19 protein-coding genes and 1 pseudogene are annotated in these 18,961 nt (G+C 72.7%); 7 read left to right on the plus strand and 13 right to left on the minus strand.

What is annotated here, in order from left to right:
- From ACWC21_RS19345 to ACWC21_RS19355, 3 genes are read right to left on the minus strand one after another with little or no spacing between them, the layout of a single operon-like run.
- Window positions 1–1,092 (minus strand): NADH-quinone oxidoreductase subunit B family protein, encoded by a 1,092-nt coding sequence (locus tag ACWC21_RS19345; RefSeq protein WP_450883318.1) that lies wholly within the window; start codon window positions 1,090–1,092, stop codon window positions 1–3.
- Complete coding sequence (locus ACWC21_RS19350; protein WP_450883320.1) at window positions 1,089–1,634, minus strand: hemerythrin domain-containing protein; 546 nt, start codon at window positions 1,632–1,634, stop codon at window positions 1,089–1,091. The genes ACWC21_RS19345 and ACWC21_RS19350 overlap by 4 nt, the downstream gene beginning before the upstream one ends.
- Entirely contained in the window at window positions 1,621–3,111 is a 1,491-nt protein-coding gene (locus tag ACWC21_RS19355) for a hypothetical protein (RefSeq protein ID WP_450883322.1), read from the minus strand. The genes ACWC21_RS19350 and ACWC21_RS19355 overlap by 14 nt, the downstream gene beginning before the upstream one ends.
- Before the next feature lie 280 nt (window positions 3,112–3,391).
- On the opposite strand from ACWC21_RS19355, the gene ACWC21_RS19360 reads away from it, so the two are divergent.
- Window positions 3,392–3,883 carry a phosphatase domain-containing protein gene (locus ACWC21_RS19360; protein ID WP_450883324.1) on the plus strand — a complete coding sequence of 164 codons (492 nt, stop codon included), beginning with the start codon at window positions 3,392–3,394 and terminating at the stop codon, window positions 3,881–3,883.
- A 14-nt stretch (window positions 3,884–3,897) separates the two neighbouring features.
- Here the strand turns inward: ACWC21_RS19360 and ACWC21_RS19365 are convergent, their stop codons facing one another.
- From ACWC21_RS19365 to egtA, 5 genes are all read right to left on the minus strand, one after another.
- Complete coding sequence (locus tag ACWC21_RS19365; RefSeq protein ID WP_450883326.1) at window positions 3,898–4,113, minus strand: dodecin; 216 nt, start codon at window positions 4,111–4,113, stop codon at window positions 3,898–3,900.
- A gap of 108 nt (window positions 4,114–4,221) precedes the next feature.
- Window positions 4,222–5,184: an L-histidine N(alpha)-methyltransferase gene (gene egtD, locus ACWC21_RS19370; RefSeq protein ID WP_450883328.1), complete on the minus strand. Its 963-nt coding sequence runs from the start codon at window positions 5,182–5,184 to the stop codon at window positions 4,222–4,224.
- Window positions 5,181–5,960: an ergothioneine biosynthesis protein EgtC gene (gene egtC / locus ACWC21_RS19375; protein WP_450883330.1), complete on the minus strand. Its 780-nt coding sequence runs from the start codon at window positions 5,958–5,960 to the stop codon at window positions 5,181–5,183. The genes egtD and egtC overlap by 4 nt, the downstream gene beginning before the upstream one ends.
- Window positions 5,960–7,276, minus strand: a complete 1,317-nt coding sequence (egtB, locus tag ACWC21_RS19380) for an ergothioneine biosynthesis protein EgtB (RefSeq protein WP_450883332.1) — start codon at window positions 7,274–7,276, stop codon at window positions 5,960–5,962. Before egtB ends, egtC begins: the two co-directional genes overlap by 1 nt.
- Entirely contained in the window at window positions 7,273–8,598 is a 1,326-nt protein-coding gene (gene egtA / locus ACWC21_RS19385) for an ergothioneine biosynthesis glutamate--cysteine ligase EgtA (RefSeq protein ID WP_450883334.1), read from the minus strand. Before egtA ends, egtB begins: the two co-directional genes overlap by 4 nt.
- A gap of 255 nt (window positions 8,599–8,853) precedes the next feature.
- Here egtA and ACWC21_RS19390 point away from each other — a divergent pair.
- A pseudogene (locus ACWC21_RS19390) lies at window positions 8,854–9,737 on the plus strand (TIGR02452 family protein).
- Here ACWC21_RS19390 and ACWC21_RS19395 read toward each other — a convergent pair.
- Window positions 9,722–10,186 carry a type II toxin-antitoxin system PemK/MazF family toxin gene (locus ACWC21_RS19395; protein ID WP_450883336.1) on the minus strand — a complete coding sequence of 155 codons (465 nt, stop codon included), beginning with the start codon at window positions 10,184–10,186 and terminating at the stop codon, window positions 9,722–9,724. The pseudogene ACWC21_RS19390 and the gene ACWC21_RS19395 sit on opposite strands and share 16 nt — an antisense overlap.
- Window position 10,187: 1 nt before the next feature.
- Window positions 10,188–10,991 carry an alpha/beta fold hydrolase gene (locus ACWC21_RS19400; RefSeq protein ID WP_450883338.1) on the minus strand — a complete coding sequence of 268 codons (804 nt, stop codon included), beginning with the start codon at window positions 10,989–10,991 and terminating at the stop codon, window positions 10,188–10,190.
- Window positions 10,992–11,052: 61 nt separating this feature from the next.
- Here ACWC21_RS19400 and ACWC21_RS19405 point away from each other — a divergent pair, with 61 nt between their 5' ends.
- Complete coding sequence (locus ACWC21_RS19405; protein ID WP_450883340.1) at window positions 11,053–11,475, plus strand: MarR family winged helix-turn-helix transcriptional regulator; 423 nt, start codon at window positions 11,053–11,055, stop codon at window positions 11,473–11,475.
- 32 nt (window positions 11,476–11,507) lie between these two features.
- Here ACWC21_RS19405 and ACWC21_RS19410 read toward each other — a convergent pair whose 3' ends face one another.
- The 3 genes from ACWC21_RS19410 to ACWC21_RS19420 form a co-directional block, all read right to left on the minus strand.
- Entirely contained in the window at window positions 11,508–12,998 is a 1,491-nt protein-coding gene (locus tag ACWC21_RS19410) for a flotillin family protein (protein ID WP_450883342.1), read from the minus strand.
- 133 nt (window positions 12,999–13,131) lie between these two features.
- Window positions 13,132–13,350, minus strand: a complete 219-nt coding sequence (locus ACWC21_RS19415) for a hypothetical protein (RefSeq protein WP_388789360.1) — start codon at window positions 13,348–13,350, stop codon at window positions 13,132–13,134.
- A gap of 29 nt (window positions 13,351–13,379) precedes the next feature.
- Window positions 13,380–14,804, minus strand: coding sequence for an amidase (locus tag ACWC21_RS19420; RefSeq protein WP_450883345.1), 1,425 nt, complete (start codon window positions 14,802–14,804; stop codon window positions 13,380–13,382).
- Window positions 14,805–14,879: 75 nt separating this feature from the next.
- Between ACWC21_RS19420 and ACWC21_RS19425 the strand changes: the two genes are divergently transcribed.
- From ACWC21_RS19425 to ACWC21_RS19440, 4 genes are all read left to right on the plus strand, one after another.
- Window positions 14,880–15,254, plus strand: a complete 375-nt coding sequence (locus ACWC21_RS19425) for an AbfB domain-containing protein (protein WP_450883347.1) — start codon at window positions 14,880–14,882, stop codon at window positions 15,252–15,254.
- 11 nt (window positions 15,255–15,265) lie between these two features.
- The gene (locus tag ACWC21_RS19430; RefSeq protein ID WP_450883349.1) at window positions 15,266–17,155 is read left to right on the plus strand and encodes a diguanylate cyclase domain-containing protein; all 1,890 of its coding nucleotides are present in this window, start codon (window positions 15,266–15,268) and stop codon (window positions 17,153–17,155) included.
- A gap of 393 nt (window positions 17,156–17,548) precedes the next feature.
- Window positions 17,549–18,295 (plus strand): IPT/TIG domain-containing protein, encoded by a 747-nt coding sequence (locus ACWC21_RS19435; RefSeq protein WP_450883351.1) that lies wholly within the window; start codon window positions 17,549–17,551, stop codon window positions 18,293–18,295.
- A 121-nt stretch (window positions 18,296–18,416) separates the two neighbouring features.
- Window positions 18,417–18,961: IPT/TIG domain-containing protein (locus ACWC21_RS19440; protein WP_450883353.1), on the plus strand; the 545-nt coding region annotated here is incomplete at its 3' end.

Raw genomic sequence — 18,961 nt, forward strand, 5'->3', positions numbered from 1 at the left:
TCAGGCGCGCCAGTGCGGGTCGTAACCACTGGTCAGCTTGCGCTTGTTGTGACGCCACTTGGGCTCTTGGTTCACGATGTCGTTCGTCAGACCGCGCAGCCGGCGTACGACCGCGCCGTAGGGCTTGATGACCAGCGACGACAGGGTTCCGCCGGGCGGCTCGTCCATGAACGGCATGAACGCGTCGGGGAAACCGGGCATCGTGCAGCCGATGCAGATGCCGCCGACGTTGGGACAGCCGCCGATGCCGGCCATCCAGCCGCGCTTGGGCACGTTGCAGTTGACGACCGGGCCCCAGCAGCCGGTCTTCACCAGGCACTTGGGGGAGTTGTAGTCACGGGCGAAGCTGGCCTGCTCGTAGTACGAGCCCCGGTCGCAGCCCTCGTGCACGGTCTTCCCGAACAGCCACTGCGGACGCAGCATGTGGTCCAACGGGGGCGGGGGAGCGGAGCCGGCCGCGTGGTAGAGCACCCAGACCAGGGTCTCCATGAAGTTCTCCGGCTGGATGGGGCAGCCCGGCACGTTGACCACCGGAAGGCCGCCCTGCGACTTGAAGTCCCAGCCGAGGTAGTCGGCGAGGCCCATGGAGCCGGTGGGGTTGCCCGCCATCGCGTGGATGCCGCCGTAGGTGGCGCAGGTGCCCACTGCCACCACGGCCCAGGCCTTCTGGGCCAGTTGGTCGATCCACCAGTTCAGGGTCAGCGGCTCGCCAGTCTCCAGGTCGTTGCCGAACGACGTCCAGTAGCCGTCGCCCTTGATGATGTTCTGGTTGGGGATCGAACCCTCGATGACCAGGATGAACGGAGTGCCCAGCTCGCCGTTCGCCGCCGCCCGGTAGGGGGCGAGGAAGTCCTCGCCGCCCAGGCTCGGGGACAGCACCTTGTTGACCAGGTTCACCTTCGGCAGGCCGGGGATCAGACCGAGTACCACGTCCTCGATGGAGGGCTGCCCGGCGGCCGTCATCGAGACGGTGTCGCCGTCGCAGCTCATGCCCTCGGAGATCCACAGGATGGTGATCTCGTCGAAGCCCTCGCGCGCTTCGGACCGGCTGGTGTCCTGGCTGACTTCGGTGGTGCCGCTTTGGGTGGTCATGTCCTCGGCCTCCGCTGCAATCGGTCCCTGAGTCGGTCGTACGCCGCGGCCACGGGCCCGGCGAAGGTGAGCGCGGGAGGTTGGTCCGGCGCGTAGGGGTGGGGGCGGGTGGGTACGCTCTGTCCGGCCTTCGCCAGCAGCTCCCCGAGGTCGTCGAGCTCCCGCTGGGAGACGGCCGCGCGCAGCCCGGGCATGAGCACGTCCTCCTCCTCGCGTACGTGCTCCTCGACCTCGTGGCGCAGCCCGGCGACGAGTTCGTCCGTCTGCTCGTCCCCTTCGCCGAGCCGGTCCAGGGCGAGCAGCCTCTCCTTGACCGCCATGTGCTCGCCGAGGTGCTCGTCGATCTCGCGTCCGCCGTCGGCGAGGACCTTCTTCGCCAGGGGGTAGACGTACATCTCCTCCAGGGCGGCGTGCCTGGACAGCTCCCGCACGAGCAGTTCGACGACGCCCCGCCGCTGCCGGTCGGAGGCGGCGCAGTGGTAGTCGCGGAACAACTGCTCGACCCTGCGGTGGTCGTGGGCGAGCAGCTCAAGTGCGTCCATGCGGCGCTCCCTCCTGCGCGGCGCCGGCCAGTGGCTCCAGCTCGTGGGGGCGGAAGTAGAGGTACCGGCCGTACCAGGCGTTGAGTTCCGCCGCCGGGTCGTCGTCGAGCGTGACGGCCAGGTGCATGCTGCCGTCCACGTCGTGGAAGACGGCCGCCACGTGGGCCGTCCGGCCGGCCAGGAACATGTCCTGCGCGTCGGCCCCCCGCCCGGCCGGCCGCAGCCGCACGGCACTGCCGGCCGCCACGGGCACACCGTCCACCAGGACGCTGTCGGTCGTCGGCGACAGGCCCTCGTCACCGCCCTCCTGCCACCAGGGAGCCGGCCCGCGCAGGGCGGCGGCCGCGGACGGCGGCCCGGAGGTGGCTGCCGGGACGCCGGTCACCGGCCGGAGGGAACGGATCGCGCCGTGCAGGCGGGCGAACATCTCCGGAGGCATGGATTCGACCCGGTCGAGGATGTCCGCGGCCCGCTGGTCGGTGGCCCGGGCCTCGCGCTTCTCCTCGTCCGTCAGCAGCAGGGTGCGCAGACTGAGGATCTCGTCGATCTCGGCGGCGTCGTGCAGGTCGCCCGGACTCTCCGGGGCCACCTGGGGATGGTCGGGCAGGATGATCGGCGCGGAGAGGACCGCGTCGCCGCGACCCGCCTCGCCGCCCAGGACGGGGAACGTGTGCACGTTCCGGCACTCGCGTGCGTACCGTTCGTCGGCCTCGGGCGGATCGATCAGGGACCGGAACTCCACGCCGTCGCCGCCGATCAGCGTGTGGGTGGCCATCAGCGCGTGCCGCAGTGCCTGGGCGCGCGGCACCGTGGCATCGGGCAGGGATCCCGTGTTCTCGGTGCGCACCCGCAGCCGGTAGAGCGCGGTGCCGTCGTCGCCGTCGTCCCCGAGCCGTTCGGCCCGGACCGTCGTCACCGCGTGGACCGGGTCGCGGCGGCGGACCACCCGGGCCGCTCCGCCGTCGAGCTGTTCCGTCCCCGCACCGCCGGGCGACCCCACCGTCGTACGGTGGGCGCCCCGCAGCAGCCGGGCCAGCGGCACGTCGATCTCCGCCTCGCGGGGCACCGCCTCGTCGAAGGTCAGATGGAGGTCCGCCCCGATCCGGAGCTCCTCCACCGGCCGGTGGCCGCCGTCGCCGGTGGACCGCTCCACCTGTTTGCGCTGGAGCTGCAGGTAACGCACCGTCACCCGCAGCCGGGCGTCGCCGGACGCCCGCAGCAGGCACTCGGTCTGCTGGTACCAGGAGTCCACCGAGCCGGAGACACCCGGCGCGCTCGCGCCGTCCCGCTCGGCCCACTCCCGCGGGGTGAGGACGCCGAACTGCCAGCGCACCCGGTTCTTGGGGGACGACCGGCGATAGGGATACAGGAGGTAGCCCTCGTAGAGCACGGCGTCGGCGACCGTGCGCAGCCGCTGGAGCGCCTCGTCACGTGATGCGAGCGCAGCGCATCCGCTCCGAGCGGTACTGTCCACCATCCTGTCTCCTGTCACGCCGGTCATCCCTTCCACCAGCGTCACATCGCTCACACCGCTCGGCCTCCGGTGAGCCACCGGGATTGGGCCACTCGGGCGAACACCGGCTCGCGGGCGCCCTTTTCACGGGCGCAGACCTCCGGGGGTGCCGACGCCCGGCCCGCGATCGACGCGTTGCCGTGGCGGCACGGGGACTGCCAAGGGCCGGGGCTGTCCGGCAGGTCGCCGGCCGACAGCAGCCGCCGTCCGACCCGGCCCCGCCGGAGCCCCCTAAGGTGGGCCTGTGACAGACCGCGGCACACGCCCGCTCGCCGTGTTCGACCTGGACAACACCCTCGCCGACACCGCGCACCGGCAGAGGTTCCTCCAGGCGGCACCGCGGGACTGGGACGCCTTCTTCGCCGCCGCGCCCGCGGACCCGCCGCTGTCCGAGGGCGTGGCGCTGGCCCGGGCGCATGCCGAGGAATGCGAGATCGTCTATCTCACCGGGCGGCCCGAGCGCTGCCGCCGCGACACGCTGGACTGGCTCGCCGCGCACGGACTGCCCGAGGGGCGGGTCTTCATGCGGCGCGACGCCGACCGCAGGCCCGCCCGGCACACCAAGCTGGAGATCCTGCGCCGCCTGGCCCGTGACCGGGAGGTGCGGGTCCTCGTGGACGACGACGACTTGGTGTGCGCGGACGCCGAACGGGCCGGGTTCCGCGTGGTCCGGGCCCGCTGGGCCGAGCGGTCGGCCGCGCTGGCGGACGCCCAGGAGCGGGAGGGCCGGACCTGAGGGGACCGGGCGGGTCAGTCCTCGTCGTCGAGGCGGAAGCCGACCTTCAGGCCGACCTGCCAGTGTTGGATCTCACCGTCCGCGAGCGCGCCCCTGACCTGTGTCACCTCGAACCAGTCCAGGTTGCGCAGGGTTCGGTGGGCGCGTGCGATGCCGTTGCGGATGGCCTGGTCGACGCCCTCGGGGGAGCTGCCGACGATCTCGGTGACCCGGTAGACGTGATCTGACATGGGAGGCTCCTCTCCACCGTGACGGGTGTGTCACGCGTCACTCCACCGTGCCGTATGCGAAGTCGGAACGCGAGGCGTCGAGGGGGCCCGTGAACGGGCCCCCTCTCCTCACCGGACCGTGCTCAGCGACAGGGCGAAGCGCCCTGCCGAATCCGTCCACCAGTGGGTCAGCCCGAGTCCGGCGGAAGCCAGTTCGGCGGTGATCCCGTCCCGCCGGAACTTCGCCGACACCTCGGTGCGCAGTTCCTCGCCCGGCGCGAAGTCCACCGCGAGGTCCAGCGCGGGAATCTTCACGGTCTGCGCCGCGCGGGAGCGCAACCGCATCTCGATCCACTCGTTCTCCGCGTCCCACAGCGCCACGTGCTCGAAGGCACCGGGATCGAAGTCGGCGCCCAGCTCGCGGTTGACGACGGACAGCACGTTCCTGTTGAACTCGGCCGTCACCCCGGCCGCGTCGTCGTACGCCCGGACGAGCACCTCCTCGTCCTTGACCAGGTCGGTGCCCAGCAGCAGCGCGTCGCCCGGCTCGAGCAGTGCGCGCACGGCGGCGAGGAACGCGGCCCGTTCGGCGGGCAGCAGATTGCCCAGGGTGCCGCCCAGGAACGCCACCAGCCGGGGACCGGGCGTGTCCGGGAGAGTGAGCGCGGCGGTGAAGTCGGCGATCAGGGCGTGCACTTCGAGCTCCGGCCGCTCCTCGACGAGGGCCCGGCCGGCCTGGGTCAGCGCACTCTCGCTGACGTCGACCGGGACGTAGACGCGCAGATCGGTGAGCGCGTCGATCAGGTACCGGGTCTTCTCCGAGGAACCGGAGCCCAGCTCCACCAGGGTGTGCGCACCGGTCGCGGCGGCGATCTCGCCGGAGCGGCCGGTCAGGATCTCCCGTTCGGCACGGGTCGGGTAGTACTCGGGCAGTTCGGTGATCCGCTCGAACAGCTCGCTGCCCCGGGCGTCGTAGAACCACTTCGGCGGCAGCGTCTTGGGATCGGCGGTGAGGCCGTGCCGGACGTCGGCGCGCAGCGCGGCGTCCGTCGCGTCCTCGGGGAGGGTGCGGGTGACGTGCAGGGGACTCACGTGCAGGGCTCCTTCGGCGGTGCTACGGGGGCCAGGTCCTTCAACGGGGTCAGCCGCACGCCGGCCCGGTCGGCCGCGAGCAGGGTGCGGTCGGGGACCTCGTGCCAGCGCGGGTCGTCGTCGTAGGGCTCGGAGGCCACCACGGCGCGGCCGGGCTCGGCGAGGTACCAGAGGGTGTCGCCCCAGGCGGTGGCGGTGACGGTCTCGCCGTCGGTGAGCAGCAGGTTGAGCCGGGAGGCGGGGGACGCCTCCGCGACCTGGAGGACCGTTTCCCCCATGGCACGGCCCGGATCCTCGCCGGAGTGCAGCCGGTGCAGGACCAGCGCCCAGACGAACGCCGAGTCGGTGCGCGCCTCCAGGGACAGCAGATCGACCGGGGGCAGCGCGGCGGCGAGCGGCGCCACGGAGTGCGGCCAGCCCTTGAGCGCGCCGTTGTGGCTGAACAGCCAGCGGCCCGCCGCGAACGGTGCCGCCGCGGCCTCCGCGTCCGCGCCCGCCAGGGTGGCGTCGCGCACCGCCGCGAGCAGCGCGCCCGTACGGACCACCCGGGCCAGGTCGGCGAAGGACTGGTCCGCCCAGATCGGCCCGGCCCGCCGGTAGCGGGCCGGCACCGGGTCGTCCGGGGCGTACCAGCCGACGCCGAAACCGTCGGCGTTGACCGTGCCGAAGCGCTGCCGCCGCGGTTCCCACGACTGGCGGTACAGGCCGTGCGGGGGCTCCGTGATCAGCCGGCTCAGGGACTCGGACGGACCCACGTATGCCAGGTGGCGGCACATCAGACGTCCTCCGAGCGGGCGGTGCGGAAGCCGGAGAAGATCTGCCGCCGGATCGGGTAGTCCCAGTTGCGGAACGTGCCCCGGCAGGCCACCGGGTCCACGGCGAACGAGCCGCCGCGCAGCACCTTGTACTCCGGTCCGAAGAACACCTGCGAGTACTCCTTGTACGGGAACGCGGTGAACCCCGGGTAGGGCAGGAAGTCGCTCGCCGTCCACTCCCATACATCGCCGATCAACTGCCGTACGCCGAACGGCGACTCGCCCTGCGGATAGCTGCCCGCCGGGGCGGGACGCAGATGACGCTGGCCCAGGTTGGCGTGCTCGGGGGCCGGGTCGGCGTCGCCCCACGGGTAGCGCCGGGAGCGCCCGGTGGCGGGGTCGTACCGGGCCGCCTTCTCCCACTCGGCCTCGGTGGGCAGCCGGCGCCCGGCCCAGCGGGCGTAGGCGTCGGCCTCGTACCAGCACACGTGCAGCACCGGCTCGTCGGGCGGCACCACCTCGGTGATCCCGAACCGGCGCCTGAGCCAGTGCCCGCCGTCGCGGCGCCAGAACAGCGGTGCGCCGATGCCGTGCTCGCGTATGTGCGCCCAGCCCTCCGGTGTCCACCAGCGCTCGGTGTCGTAGCCGCCGTCCTCCACGAACGCCTGGTACGCGGCGTTCGTCACCGGTGTGGTGTCGATACGGAAGGGTGCCACCTCGACCTGGTGCGCGGGACGTTCGTTGTCCAGCGCCCATGGCTCGGTGGAGGTGCCCATGGTGAACGGGCCGCCGGGCACGAGGACTTCGGCGGGCCCCGCGAACAGGGGTGCGGGGTCCGGGTCGGGTGCGGTCAGGGCCTGCGGGCCCTTGCGGAGCTGATGGGTGATCAGCATCGTCTCGTCGTGCTGCTGTTCGTGCTGGGCGATCATGCCGAAGGCGAAGCCCGCCTCGGTCAGCCGGGTGCCGCTCAGCGCGGTGCTCTCCAGCAGATCGAGGGCCCGCCCGCGCACCTCCGCCACATAGGCACGGGCCTCGGTGGGCGGCAGCAGCGGCAGGGAGGGACGTTCGGCACGCGGGTGCTCGAAGGCGTCGTACAGGCCGTCGATCTCGGGCCGCATCGGCTCCCGGCCGCCGACCGCCCGCAGCAGCCACAGCTCCTCCTGGTTGCCGATGTGGGCGAGGTCCCACACCAGCGGGGACATCAGCGGCGAGTGCTGGGTGGTGAGGTCGGGCTCGTCGACACAGCCGGTCAGCAGGGCGGTCCGGTCGCGCGCCGCTGTCAGGGAGGTCAGCGCGCGTTCGCGGACGGCCTCGAGGTCGAGGTCGGGGGCGGTCATGGGCGGATGTCCTTCCCGTGGGTGCGCGCGGCCGTGCCGCGCAGCTGGTCCAGCAGGTCGTCGGCGGGGCAGCGGCCCCGGACGACATAGCGGTCGAGGTACCCCGCGACGGCGTCCGTGACCCTGGTGGTCGCGCCGAGCCGGGGGAGCGCCTCCAGGGCCGCCGTGAAACAGGCGACCGCCGCCTCCCGCAGCTCGGGGTCACCCGGCCCGTGCCGGGCCGCGTCGGCCCACAGCGGGTTGTGCGGGGCGGGCTGCGCGAGCGCCCGTTCGGCCAGGGGCTTGACGGACCGGTACGCGCTCTCCGCGGCCTCGGGGTCGTCGAAGAGCGCGGCCGTCACCGCGAGCGGCACGATCCACCCGTCGTCGCCGGGCTGCGCGTCGATCATGCGCAGCTCCAGGTGCCCGCGCGGTCTGACCGGCGGGAACAGGGTGGTGAGGTGGTAGTCGAGGTCCGCCCGGGTCGGCGGCCTGGGCTCACCCTTGCGGATCCAGTCCCGGAAGGTGAGCCCGTCGGGCACCTCCCAGGGGGCGCCGTCGAGCCGTACGCACATCACCGGTGCGTCCAGCACGTGGCGTGCCCAGGCGGTGCGGGGCTCCCCGTCCTGCGGGGGAGCGCCCGCCCGGCCCGCACCGATCCTCATCCACATCAGCTGCCGGGTGGACAGCCAGCCCGTCGGCCGCCCGCCGGCCAGGGGAGAGTTGGCGAACGCGGCCACCAGGACCGCGCCCAGCTGGTGCGCCAGCCACCAGCGCCGCTCGTGGCCGAGCGGGCCGGGCTCCTCGTGTCCGGCGTCGACGCACACCTGGACGGAGGCCGAGGCGCACATCATGTGGCGGCCCGCCGCACCCGTGCGGTCCAGGCAGGTCTCCATGGCGTCGTAGCGGGGCTGGCGCAGGAACCTGCGGGGCTCGTGCCAGGGATCGTGGCCGGCGCCGACGAGGCTCAGGCCGTCATCCGCCAGGACCGCGCGGACGGCGTCCAGGTCGGCGGAGACGGTGCCTATGCACTCCATGAGGGAGGCGGCGGGCGGCGAGCTCAGTTCCAGCTGGCCGCCGGGTTCCACGGTGAGCGCCGATCCCAGGGGGACCGCGCGCAGTGCGGCGTAGGCCGCTTCGAGTCGTTCGGGTGTCACCGGGCGCTGCGGCGTCCGGAGCTCGTGCACGAGCCATTCCACTTCGACCCCGAGCGTGCGGGGCGGTCCGGTCTTGAAGCAGATGCCCCGGACCAGGGCTTCCACCTCGGGTTCGGTGACGGCGGTGCGGTGCTCCGTACAGTCGCCGCGATCGCCGGCCGAACCGGTACCAGATGTATCGGACATGTAGGGATCCTCCTGAGATTCCACCATGCCGCCGGCCTGGCCGGGGTGGGCCGGGACGGCTTCGTCCGTCCCACCCAAGACCTTCTCGCCGATCCGCACAAGGGTGCAAATCGGGGCAGTGATCTTTCGCAGCCTCGCTTTCCACTTCCGGGAAATCCTGTTGCACCGCAGGACCAGCATCGCTCACGATGCGTTCATGAGCACGACGGGGGAGGCCGCGCGGGCCGCGGTCATGGCGCCGACGGGGGTGGCGCCATGAGTGCGCGCCTGCGCGGTGTCGCGCGAGAGACCGAGGAGATCGTGGCGGCGGGGGCCTGGCGCGCGCCCGGCGGGCACGAGGTGCCGCTCGCCGCGGCGATCGAGGCCGCGCGGGCCGGTACACGGATGTACGGTCCCGAAGCGGTGCCGGTGCCGGTGCCGGCGGCTCCCGAGGCCGACGCGGTCTTCGAGGTCACCGGCTTCGAGGTCACCGGCGAGAGCGGTCTCGAGGCCGCTCGTCGCCTCGCCGGACCGGTCGCCGTACTGAACTTCGCCTCCGCCCTCCCCCGGCTCTCGGCTCCGCTCGAGCCGGGGGGACCCCCATCCCCGGCGGCGGGTACCTGAACGGCGCCCAGGCCCAGGAGGAGGCCCTGTGCCGGGCCTCCGCCCCGTACACGTGCCTGCTGCGGGTCCCGGAGTACTACGACCACCATCGCGCCCACCGCGACCCGTTCTGCACCGACCGTGTCATCCACTCGCCGGCCGTGCCCGTCTTCCGCGACGACCGCGGCCGCCTGCTGGACGAGCCGTACACGGTGGGCTTCCTGACGTCTCCGGCCCCGAACGCCGGAGTCGTCCGGCGGACGGCACCGGAGCGTGCGGCCGAGCTGCCGTCCGCCCTGTCGGCGCGCGCCGAGCGGGTGCTGGAGACCGCCGCGGCGCACGGGTACCGGCGGCTGGTGCTGGGCGCCTGGGGGTGCGGGGTCTTCCAGAACGATCCCGTACAGGTCGCGGGCGCCTTCCGGGGGCTGCTCGGCCCGGGCGGGAGGTTCGCGGGAAGCTTCCGGCACATCGTGTTCGGGATCCTGGACCGCACACCGGGGGCCGTGGTGCGCGAGGCCCTCGCACGGGCCTTCCCGGAGCGTCAGCTCCAGCCGTAGCGTTCGTGCAGCCGGTTCCTGACCAGGTTGAACCGGCCGCGGTCCAGCGCGCACGCCTCCCGGCGCATGCCCTCCTCGTGGAGCCGCAGGACGCGGTCCACGTCGACCCAGGAGTCGCGTCCCGAGCGGTCCCAGGGCCCGCCGCCGATCGCCACCCACTCCCGGTCGCCGTCGTGCCGCTTGCTGGACAGCTGCACGGCGAGGAACGTGCCCGCCGCCTCGCGGGCGACCACGAGCACCGGGCGGTCCTTGCCCCGCCCGTCGTTCTCCTCGAAGGGCACCCAGGTCCACACGATCTCCCCGGGGTCCGGGTCGCCGTCGTGCGCGGGGGAGTACTCGGTGCGCACCGGGCCCACCTCGCGGGGGTCGGCCTCGGTGGTGGCGCCGGGGCCGTAACGGCCGGGGACGTTCTCTTCGGTCTCTTCGGTGAAGGCTGTCACGCGTGGCACCTTACGGGGCGTCGGAGGTGGTGGGTCCACCGGTCCGGCGCAGATGGGCGTCGACCAGGGCGAACGTGGCGTCCGGGCGTTCCACCTGGGGGAGATGGCCGGCTTCGGGGACGAGTTCGAGCCGCCCCTGTCCGAAGGCGGCGGCGTAGGCCGCCCCGTAGGCCGGGGTGGCGATGCGATCGCTCTCGCCCCACACCAGGAGGGCGGGCTGCCGCACCCGGCCGAGGCGGCGCAGCAGCTTGGGGTCGTGCATGTACGGGTCCGAGGCGAGGACCCGCATGGTGGCCATGTTGCCCTGGCGGCGGGCGAGTTCCTCGGCGGGGACGTCGGCCGGGTCGACGTGGAAGCGGTCGGGGTCGTGCCAGGAGTGCTCCGCGGCGGCGCGGGCGTCGAGCGCGAAGAAGTCCGTCACCGGCTCCGAAGGGACGTGCACACCCACCGCGTTGATGAGGACCAGGCCGGTGATCAGGCCCGCCGTGTCACGCACGGCCATCTCCGCGGCGATCCAGCCACCGAGCGAGGACCCGACGACCAGGACGTCCTCCAGCCCCCGGTCGTGCAGAAGGTGCAGATAGGCGAGGGCCAGGTCGTCCACGCCGGTCAGCCAGTCGGGGCGGGGGGTGCCGTCCCAGCCGGGGTGCACGGGTGCGAGGACGTGCCCGGTCCCGGACAGCCGGCCGGCGAGCCCGGCGACCGTGGCCGGGCCCCCGCCGCCGTGCAGGACCAGTACCGGCCGGCCCGTGCCGCCTTCGGAGAGCGTGAGGGGCAGGTCGGCGTACACATGGGTGATCTGTTCGGTCAGCATGCGGCGAGTCTAACTAAAGATCTTTATATAAGCTAGCTTAGTCATGCGTTAGGCTCGGTTCATGCGAGATGACCTGCAAGTTCTCGGCCGGGCGGTGAAACAGACCCAGTACCGGCAGCACCGGGCCCTCGACAGCGCCCTCGCCGCCGTCGGCACCACCCTCGCCCAGTGGGACGCGCTGCGCGCGATCGACCGCTCGCCCGGTGCGTCCGCGCGTGAACTGGCCGTGGCCACCTTCCAGACCGAGCAGGCCTTCGGGGCGCTCGTCGCCCGGCTGGCCGCCCAGAACCTCGTCGAACGCCGACCGGGCCGCGGCCGGCGCATGGAACACCACCTCACCCCGGCGGGCGAACAAGTCCTGGCGGCCGGCCACCGGGTCGCCGACGAGGTGCTCGCCGAGTGCTTCGCGGCCCTGCCGGAGACGGACCGGGCCACTCTGCTGGCACTGCTCAGACGCCTGAACGACGAGGGCGGCGCACGCTGACCGCGTGCGCCGCCCTGCGCCGGCCCCCCGGGCTACCTCGCGTCGTCCTCCACCGGCACCTTCTGCGCCGGAGGCGGCGCCGCCACCCCGTTCAGGGGCGGAGCGCCGACCGGGCCCTGCCCGCCCTGGTTCATCGAGGTGAGCAACTGGCGGGCCAGACCGAGGCCCGTGCCGCCCATGGTGAGCGCCTTCGCGAACAACTCGGCCATGCCGTCCGCACCGTTGAGCAGCACCATGTTGTCGACGTTGCCGAAGGCCGACGCGCCTGCCTGGACGATCTCCGGCCAGTTCTCGGCGAGTTGCTGGGCGACGACCGCCTCCTGGTTCTCGGCGAGGGCGGCGGCGCGGGCCTTGATCGCCTCCGCCTCCGCCAGACCCTTGGCCTTGGCTGCCTCGGCCTCGGCCAGACCTCTGGCCTGAGCGGCGGCCGCCTCGGCCTCACCGGTGGCCCGGGTCGCCGCCGCCGTGGCCGCACCCCGGGACTTCGTCGCCTCGGCCTCGGCGCCCGCGGCCGTCTTCACCCGGGTCGCCTCGGCCGCCGCCGCCAGCTCCGTCTCCTTCGCCTTGGCCTGCGCCGCCGAGATACGCGCGTCGCGCTCCGCCTCGGCCAGCGTGCGCTTCTCGTAGGCCTTGGCGTCGGCGGGCTTGCGGACATCGGCCTGGAGCTGCTGCTCGCGCCGGTGCGCCTCGAGTTCGGCGACCCGCGTCTCCTGGACGACGACCTCCTGCCGGGCGGCCGCGTCCTCGAGCGGACCGGCCTGCCTGGACCTGGCCGCCGCCTTGTCCCGCTCGGCCTGGTAGCCGGCCTGGAGGATCTCACTGTCCCGGGTGGCCTCCGCCATCCGGGCGAAGGACTGCTGCTCCGCCTCGGTGGCGAGACGGTTCGCCTCCGCCTGCGCGATGCGCGCGTCCCGCTGGACGGCCGCCGCGTGCGGCATCGCCAGGTTCTGGATGTACCCGGTCGGGTCCTCGATCTCGTGGATCTGCAGCGAGTCGACGATCAGGCCGAGCTTCTCCATCTCCGTACCGCAGGCCGCCCGGGTCTGCCCGGTCAGCTTCTCCCGGTCGCGGATCATGTCCTCCACCGTCAACCCGCCCACGATGGACCGCAGATGACCGGCGAAGACGTTGTGCACCCGCTCCGACATCAGCTTCTGCTGGTCCAGGAAGCGGCGGGCGGCATTGGCGATCGACACGAAGTCGTCGCCCACCTTGAAGATGACCACGCCCCGCACCTTCAGCGGGATGCCCTGGTGGGTCACGCAGTCCACCTGCAGTTCGGTCTCGTTCAGGTCGAGGGAGAGCTTGCGCACCGCCTGCACGCCGGGCAGCACCAGCGTGCCGCGCCCCGTGACGATGCGGAATCCCATGCCCTCCTCGAGGCCCTCGGTGCGGTGTTTCGAACCGGAGATGATGAGCGCCTCGTTCGGCTCGGCAACCCGCCACATCATCTTGAAAAGACCGATCAGTACGAGAACGGCGACGACCGCCGCCCCCGCAACGACGCCGACAACCATCGGCATACGCCCCCTTTGCATGGTGCCCTCTCGGCACCGAACGAAGGGAGTGTGCTCCTCGGCAAGCCCCGGGAGAAGACGCTGACGGTTCCTTGTTGCAATCTTGACGAGTACCGCCCTCACCTGCGGCGCAGCATGCTCAACTGTCGTACGCCGGAGCCACGTACACCGTTCTCGGCGGCAGGTGCTCGACCACCATCACCACCGTGCCCGGCTCGATCCGGCTGCTGCCGTCGGCCGCGTACGCGAGGAAGTGCTCCGCGCCGCCCCGCACCCGGACGATCACCTCGCCGACCAGCCCGGGCCCGATCGTCCCGGTGACCCGTCCCATCAGCCCGACCATCGAAGCATCGTCCATGGCCACAGGGTAGGTCCTCGACGGCTGCCTCACGCCGCCTCGACGGCGGCCGTGTTCGGCTCGGGCGGCCACACTTCGTACCACCGCAGTTCCGCCTCCAGCTGGGCGGCGAGGGAGAGCAGCAGCGGCTCGCTGTCCGCCGGGCCGAGCAGCTGGGCGCCCACCGGCAGGCCGCCGTCGACGAAGCCCGCGGGGACGTTGACGCCGGGCCAGCCGAGGACGTTCCACGGCCATGCGTAGGGACAGGCGGCGATCATGGTGCGGTCGGTGGCCAGGCCGCCCAGGTCGTGGAACGCGCCGATCAGGGGCGGGGGAGCGGCGGTCGTCGGCGCGAGGACGACGTCGTACGACCGGAAGAACACGCCGAATCTGCGGTGCATCACCGCCTCGGCGCGCCGGGCGGCCCGCAGCGGGGCCCCGCCGAGCAGCCGGCCCAGGCGGGCGGCGCCATGGGTGCGCCGGTCGAGCAGCGCGGGTTCGGGCGCCTCGCGGACCCGTTCGGCGATGCCGGCCGTGGCGCGCGGCACGAAGGTCAGCCCGATCTGCCCGTACGGCGGGTCGGCCTCCTCGACGGTATGCCCCAACGAGGCGATTCTTTCGGCGAGTTCCACGACCCGGCCCCGCACCTGCGGTGCGAGGCGGGCGGGCACGGCGGTGAAGGGCGGCTTGAGGGCGAGGGCGACGCGCAGTCGGCCGGGGTCGCGCCCCACCGCCCGGGCGGCTGCGACGGCGGGCGGCCGGTGCGGGTCGAGGGGGTGGTTGCCGCTCGCCGCGTCCAGCAGCAGCGCCGCGTCGGCGACCGTACGGGCCAGCGTGCCGTTGACCGTGATGCCCTGGAAGGACTCGCCGCGCGGCCAGGTCGAGATGCGGCCGCGCTGCGGTTTGACGCCGATCAGGTGGGTCCAGGAGGCCGGGATGCGTACCGACCCCGCGCCGTCCGAGCCGAGCGCGGCCGGCACCAGCCCGGCGGCGACGGCGGCGGCCGAACCTCCGGAGGAGCCGCCCGGTGTGTGCCGCGCGTTCCACGGATTGCGGGTCTCGCCGAAGGCCGGCCCCTCGGTGAACGGCCACTGCCCGAACTCGCAGGTGTTGGTCTTGCCGACGATCACCGCCCCCGCTTCGCGCAGGCGCCGTACCGCCTCGCCGTCCTCGGGCACCGGCGGGAACGTGCCGCAGCAGCCGAACGCGGTGGGTTCCCCGGCCACGTCCATGTCGTCCTTCACCGCGACGGGTACCCCGAGCAGCGGACGCCGGACTCCGGTGGCCAGTTCCCGGTCCGCGGCATCCGCCTCGGCGAGGGCGGCCTCGGCCCGGACGATCCGGAAGGCGTTGAGCGATCCTTGGGTGGCCTGGATCCGTGCCAGGGCCGCCTCGACGAGGGCGCGGGAGGTCACCTCCCCGTCGGCCAGCGCGCGAGCGGACTCCGCCAGGCCTGCGGCACGGTCGAGCGTCATTGCGGGACACCTCCGGGAGCACGTCGTCTACCGAACGGTAACGTCCGCGGGGCGCGACAGACAGCTTTTCCACAGGTGACGGCCCGGCCACGTCACGGTCATGGCGGGTCTCGCCGACGCGAACGGCTGCTCCCCCGCGATGCCTCCGGCAAGTACCTGCGGCACCACGGCTTCCGCGGCCGCTCGGGCGCGAACGACGGCACGAGCGCGTTCGCCGTGGACGCCACCTTCATCGCCCGCACCGGCACGGCCGGCGGCTCGGCCCGCTTCGAGGCCGGGCCTCACGGTCCCGCCACTCGCCCGGGTGTGGCGGTTGTCGTTATTTCAGGTGAACCACTCCCTGGTCCAGGCCAGTTGACCGGAATGTCGGCCTACCCTTTTTTCCTCCGAGTTTTGTCGCAGGCAATTTCCGGCCTGCCGCTCGACGGTCTTGTCTGGGGGTGGCGTTGATGCGGCGGTGGGTGCCGCGAGGCGGGTCCGTTCCGGGGGCGGGCGCCGCGCTCGCCGCCGCCCTGGCGGCCGGGGCCGCGGCAGGCGTGTCCCTGCCGGCCGGTGTGGGGGTGCCGGCCGCCTACGCGTTGGCCGCCGTCTCGCTCTTCGCCCGGGCCCGCACCACCTCGGGAAGGGTGCGGCTGCGCCTGCTGCTGTTCGTCGCAGCGGTGGCGGGCGGCGGTCTTCACCACCTGCTCGCGCACCGGTTCCCCTCGTCCGGCCTGCCTTCCGCCGGCTTGCTCCAGGCCGTGGTGCAACTTCTCGCGGCCGCCGGGATCGTCGGCTGCCTGGGGCTGAGCGTCGCCGGCCTGCTGGTGGCGGCCGCGGACAGCGGCACGGTCACGTCATGGATCCGGCGTGTTCTGGACGGATGGATGATCGCGGGCTCGCTGATCACACTGGGCTGGGTGTTGCTGCAGCACCGCTCCGCCGAAGGCGGGGGTGTGCCCCGGTCCGTGCCGTGGCTCGCGCGCGTGGTGACGGACATCGTCGTACTGGGTCTGCTGGTGGCCCTGCGGTACTGCCAGCACCCGCGGGAGCGGACGGCCGGCACCCTGTCCGCCGTTGCACTCGTCCTCCTCTTCGTGAGCGACACGGTGCGTGCCCTGCCGGCCTCCGCCGGGACCACTTGGTGCGGTGTTCCGCTCGTGGGCAGCTGTGCGATGGCCGGTCTGTTCCTCGTCGCCGCCGTGCCCTGGCTGCCGGGGGGCGCCCACGTGATGAGTGTCGACCAGCGCATGATGCCCGTCGTCGGGGTGGTGGCCTCCTTCGTCCCGGTGGCCGTCTGCGCGCTGGCCCTCGCGGCCCACACCCTGGCCGGTGGCCGCGTGGACGTAGGCATGATGGTGGTGGCCGGTTCCGTGCTGGTCGCGCTCGGTGTCCGGCAGGCCGTCGTGCACGCCGACCACCTGCGGGTCACGTCCGATGCCGCGGCCCAGGGGGAGCGTTACCGGACGCTGGTCGACGGTTCGCGCGACGTGATCACGATCGCGGGTCTGGACTGCCGTGTCCGCTACACCAGTCCCGCCGCGTTCACCGTCTTCGGCTACCGGCCCGAGGACCTGGTGGGGGCCCCGCTGCCCCTGTACTGCCACCCGCAGGACCTGCCCCCGCTGCGGCAGGCCATCGAGAACCTGCTGCGCGAGGCCCGCTCCGGCATCCGCGGGCCGGTCCGCTACGTCTCCTGCCGGGTGCTGGCCGCGGACGGGCAGTGGCGTCACGTCGAGTCGACGATCGGCCACCACCCCGAGGGCATGATCTTCAGCAGCCGTGACGTCACCGAGCGGACCAGGCGTCAGGAGCAGCTCGAACGTCTCGCCTACCATGACACGTTGACCGGTCTGGCCAACCGCGGGCTGTTCGCCGACCGGGTGGCGCACGCCTTGCGGAAGCGAAGCGTGAGCACGCATCCGCCGGCGGTGCTGTTCCTTGATCTGGACGGCTTCAAGTCGGTGAACGACTCCCTGGGACACGCGGCGGGCGACGCCCTCCTCGTCCATGCCGCCAGGCGGTTGCGGACGTCGGTGCGGGACTCGGACACCGTCGCGCGTCTCGGCGGCGACGAGTTCGCCGTTCTGCTCGAGGCGGAGGCGGGCACGTGCCCGCCGCCCGCCATGGAGGTGGCCGAACGCATTCTGTCCGCCCTGACCGTGCCCTACCGCGTCGGCGGCACGAGTGCGGCGGTCTCGGCCTCCATCGGCATCGCGGTGGCCGCCGCGGGAATGACGCCCGAGCAACTCCTGCACCATGCCGACCAGGCCATGTACGCGGCCAAGGCCGCTGGGAAACGCGGTATTCGGGTTGCGGCGGAGCTCCATCTGACGTTGCAGGAACAAAGCCAGGAAGTCGGACTTCCGTAACCCTCGCGGGGTTACGGCCGTACGGCTGCCAACTACTCCTTTCGGGTGACGCGGTTGAGGACCTCTTGTCGCTCGAATGGAGCTGTGCGTCACTGAGAGTGTGAACCGGCGGGCTGCCCATCCCCGTACCGGGGGAACGATGTGACGGGCAGCGCTTGCCGGTTTTCTCTGTGCGCGGGGGAGGCGGCGCAGGCTGCTGTGACTCCCACCGTGTGAGCGGGAGACGTCCCTTCGGTCACCCCGGGTCCGGCACCACGGACAGTGCCCGTCGGGATCGGGACAAGGGCGAGGCGTGCCGTTGACGGCGGCTCGATCCCGGACGGCGCGCCTTCGGTGGCCGGGTGTCCCTCGCCGGTTCCTCGCATGTCCCCATCAAGCAGCGAGGAGCGCGTCATGCCTATCACCCCCAACCAGGGTTCCACCGGTGGCGGGACGCTCGTGACCATCACGGGTACGAACCTGGCCAACACCAGCTCGGTGAAGTTCGGCACCAAGTCGGCCACCAACGTCACGCAGGTGTCGCCGACCCAGGTCACCGCCGTGTCCCCCTCGGGAACCGGCACGGTCGGCGTCACCGTCACCACCCCGGGCGGGACCAGTAACCCGGTGCCGTTCTTCTACGTCGGCGCCCCGTTCAAGTCGTCCCTGGGATCCACCTCCGGGCCGCTGGCCGGAGGCAACACCATCAGCCTCAGCGGCACCGGCCTGTCCACGGCCACCAGCGTGTCGTTCGGCGGTGTGACCGCCACCCCCACCGTGGTCAACGACAACCAGCTCACCGTCACCGTGCCAGCCGGTGCGGCGGCCGGCCCGGTCGGCGTCAGCGTGACCACCGCGGGCGGCACGAACAACGGCCTGACCTACACCTACGTCGACGTTCCGACCGTCGCGACGGTCACCCCGACCTCCGGCCCGACCTCGGGCGGGACCGCGGTGACGATCACCGGAACCCACCTCGACACCACCGATTCGGTCACCTTCGGCGGCACCCCGGCACCGTTCTCGGTGATCAACACCACCACCCTGTCGGCGGTCACCCCGCCCGGCACCGCGGGCGCGGCCGACGTCACGGTCACCAACCCGGCTGGATCCGACACGGCGACCGGAGCGTTCACCTACGTCGCCGGGCCCGGCATCTGATCCACCCGGCGGCCTTCGCACGGCGGAGGCGACGAAACCCCCGTCCGGGCGGCGGCCCCCCACCGCCCGGACGGGCCCGACCCGCGTACACGGACGTGTCCGTACTGAAGGAGTTACAGCGATGGCTGCCCCTGTGGTCTCTTCGGTCAGTCCCAGTCAGGGGCCGGCCTCCGGCGGTACCACCGTCACCGTGACGGGGAGCGGTTTCACCGGCGCCACGGCCGTCCGGTTCGGCGCCGCGTCCGCGACCTCGTTCACCGTCGTCAGCAGCACCCAGATCACGGCGGTCAGCCCACCCGGCAACGGACCGGTGAACGTCACCGTGACCACCAGCCAGGGCACCAGCAGTCAGTCGGTCCCCTTCACCTACCTCACCGTGGCGGCTCCCACACTGACGAGCCTGACACCGACGCAGGGCCCCGTCGGTACGTCGGTGACCCTGACGGGGACGAACCTGACCGGGGCCACGGCGGTGCGTTTCGACGGGGTGGCCGCGTCGTCGTTCACCGTGGACTCGGCGACGCAGGTCACCGCGGTGGCTCCGGCTCATTCGGCGGGTGCCTCGGCGGTGACGGTCACCACGGCCGGCGGCACGAGCAATTCTCTGACCTTCACCTATCTCGCCGTGCCCGCCCTCACCGGTGTGTCACCCGCTCAGGGTCCCGT

It is taken from the genome of Streptomyces sp. NPDC001348 (assembly GCF_053597535.1).

Excerpts from the sequence above, each read along its gene's own strand:
- ACWC21_RS19345 (WP_450883318.1), bottom strand. The coding sequence starts at position 1,092 with ATGACCACCCAAAGCGGCACCACCGAAGTCAGCCAGGACACCAGCCGG.
- ACWC21_RS19350 (WP_450883320.1), bottom strand. The coding sequence starts at position 1,634 with ATGGACGCACTTGAGCTGCTCGCCCACGACCACCGCAGGGTCGAGCAG.
- ACWC21_RS19355 (WP_450883322.1), bottom strand. The coding sequence starts at position 3,111 with ATGGTGGACAGTACCGCTCGGAGCGGATGCGCTGCGCTCGCATCACGT.
- ACWC21_RS19365 (WP_450883326.1), bottom strand. The coding sequence starts at position 4,113 with ATGTCAGATCACGTCTACCGGGTCACCGAGATCGTCGGCAGCTCCCCC.
- egtC (WP_450883330.1), bottom strand. The coding sequence starts at position 5,960 with ATGTGCCGCCACCTGGCATACGTGGGTCCGTCCGAGTCCCTGAGCCGG.
- egtB (WP_450883332.1), bottom strand. The coding sequence starts at position 7,276 with ATGACCGCCCCCGACCTCGACCTCGAGGCCGTCCGCGAACGCGCGCTG.
- egtA (WP_450883334.1), bottom strand. The coding sequence starts at position 8,598 with ATGTCCGATACATCTGGTACCGGTTCGGCCGGCGATCGCGGCGACTGT.
- ACWC21_RS19400 (WP_450883338.1), bottom strand. The coding sequence starts at position 10,991 with ATGCTGACCGAACAGATCACCCATGTGTACGCCGACCTGCCCCTCACG.
- ACWC21_RS19405 (WP_450883340.1), top strand. The coding sequence starts at position 11,053 with ATGCGAGATGACCTGCAAGTTCTCGGCCGGGCGGTGAAACAGACCCAG.
- ACWC21_RS19410 (WP_450883342.1), bottom strand. The coding sequence starts at position 12,998 with ATGCCGATGGTTGTCGGCGTCGTTGCGGGGGCGGCGGTCGTCGCCGTT.
- ACWC21_RS19415 (WP_388789360.1), bottom strand. The coding sequence starts at position 13,350 with ATGGACGATGCTTCGATGGTCGGGCTGATGGGACGGGTCACCGGGACG.
- ACWC21_RS19420 (WP_450883345.1), bottom strand. The coding sequence starts at position 14,804 with ATGACGCTCGACCGTGCCGCAGGCCTGGCGGAGTCCGCTCGCGCGCTG.
- ACWC21_RS19435 (WP_450883351.1), top strand. The coding sequence starts at position 17,549 with ATGCCTATCACCCCCAACCAGGGTTCCACCGGTGGCGGGACGCTCGTG.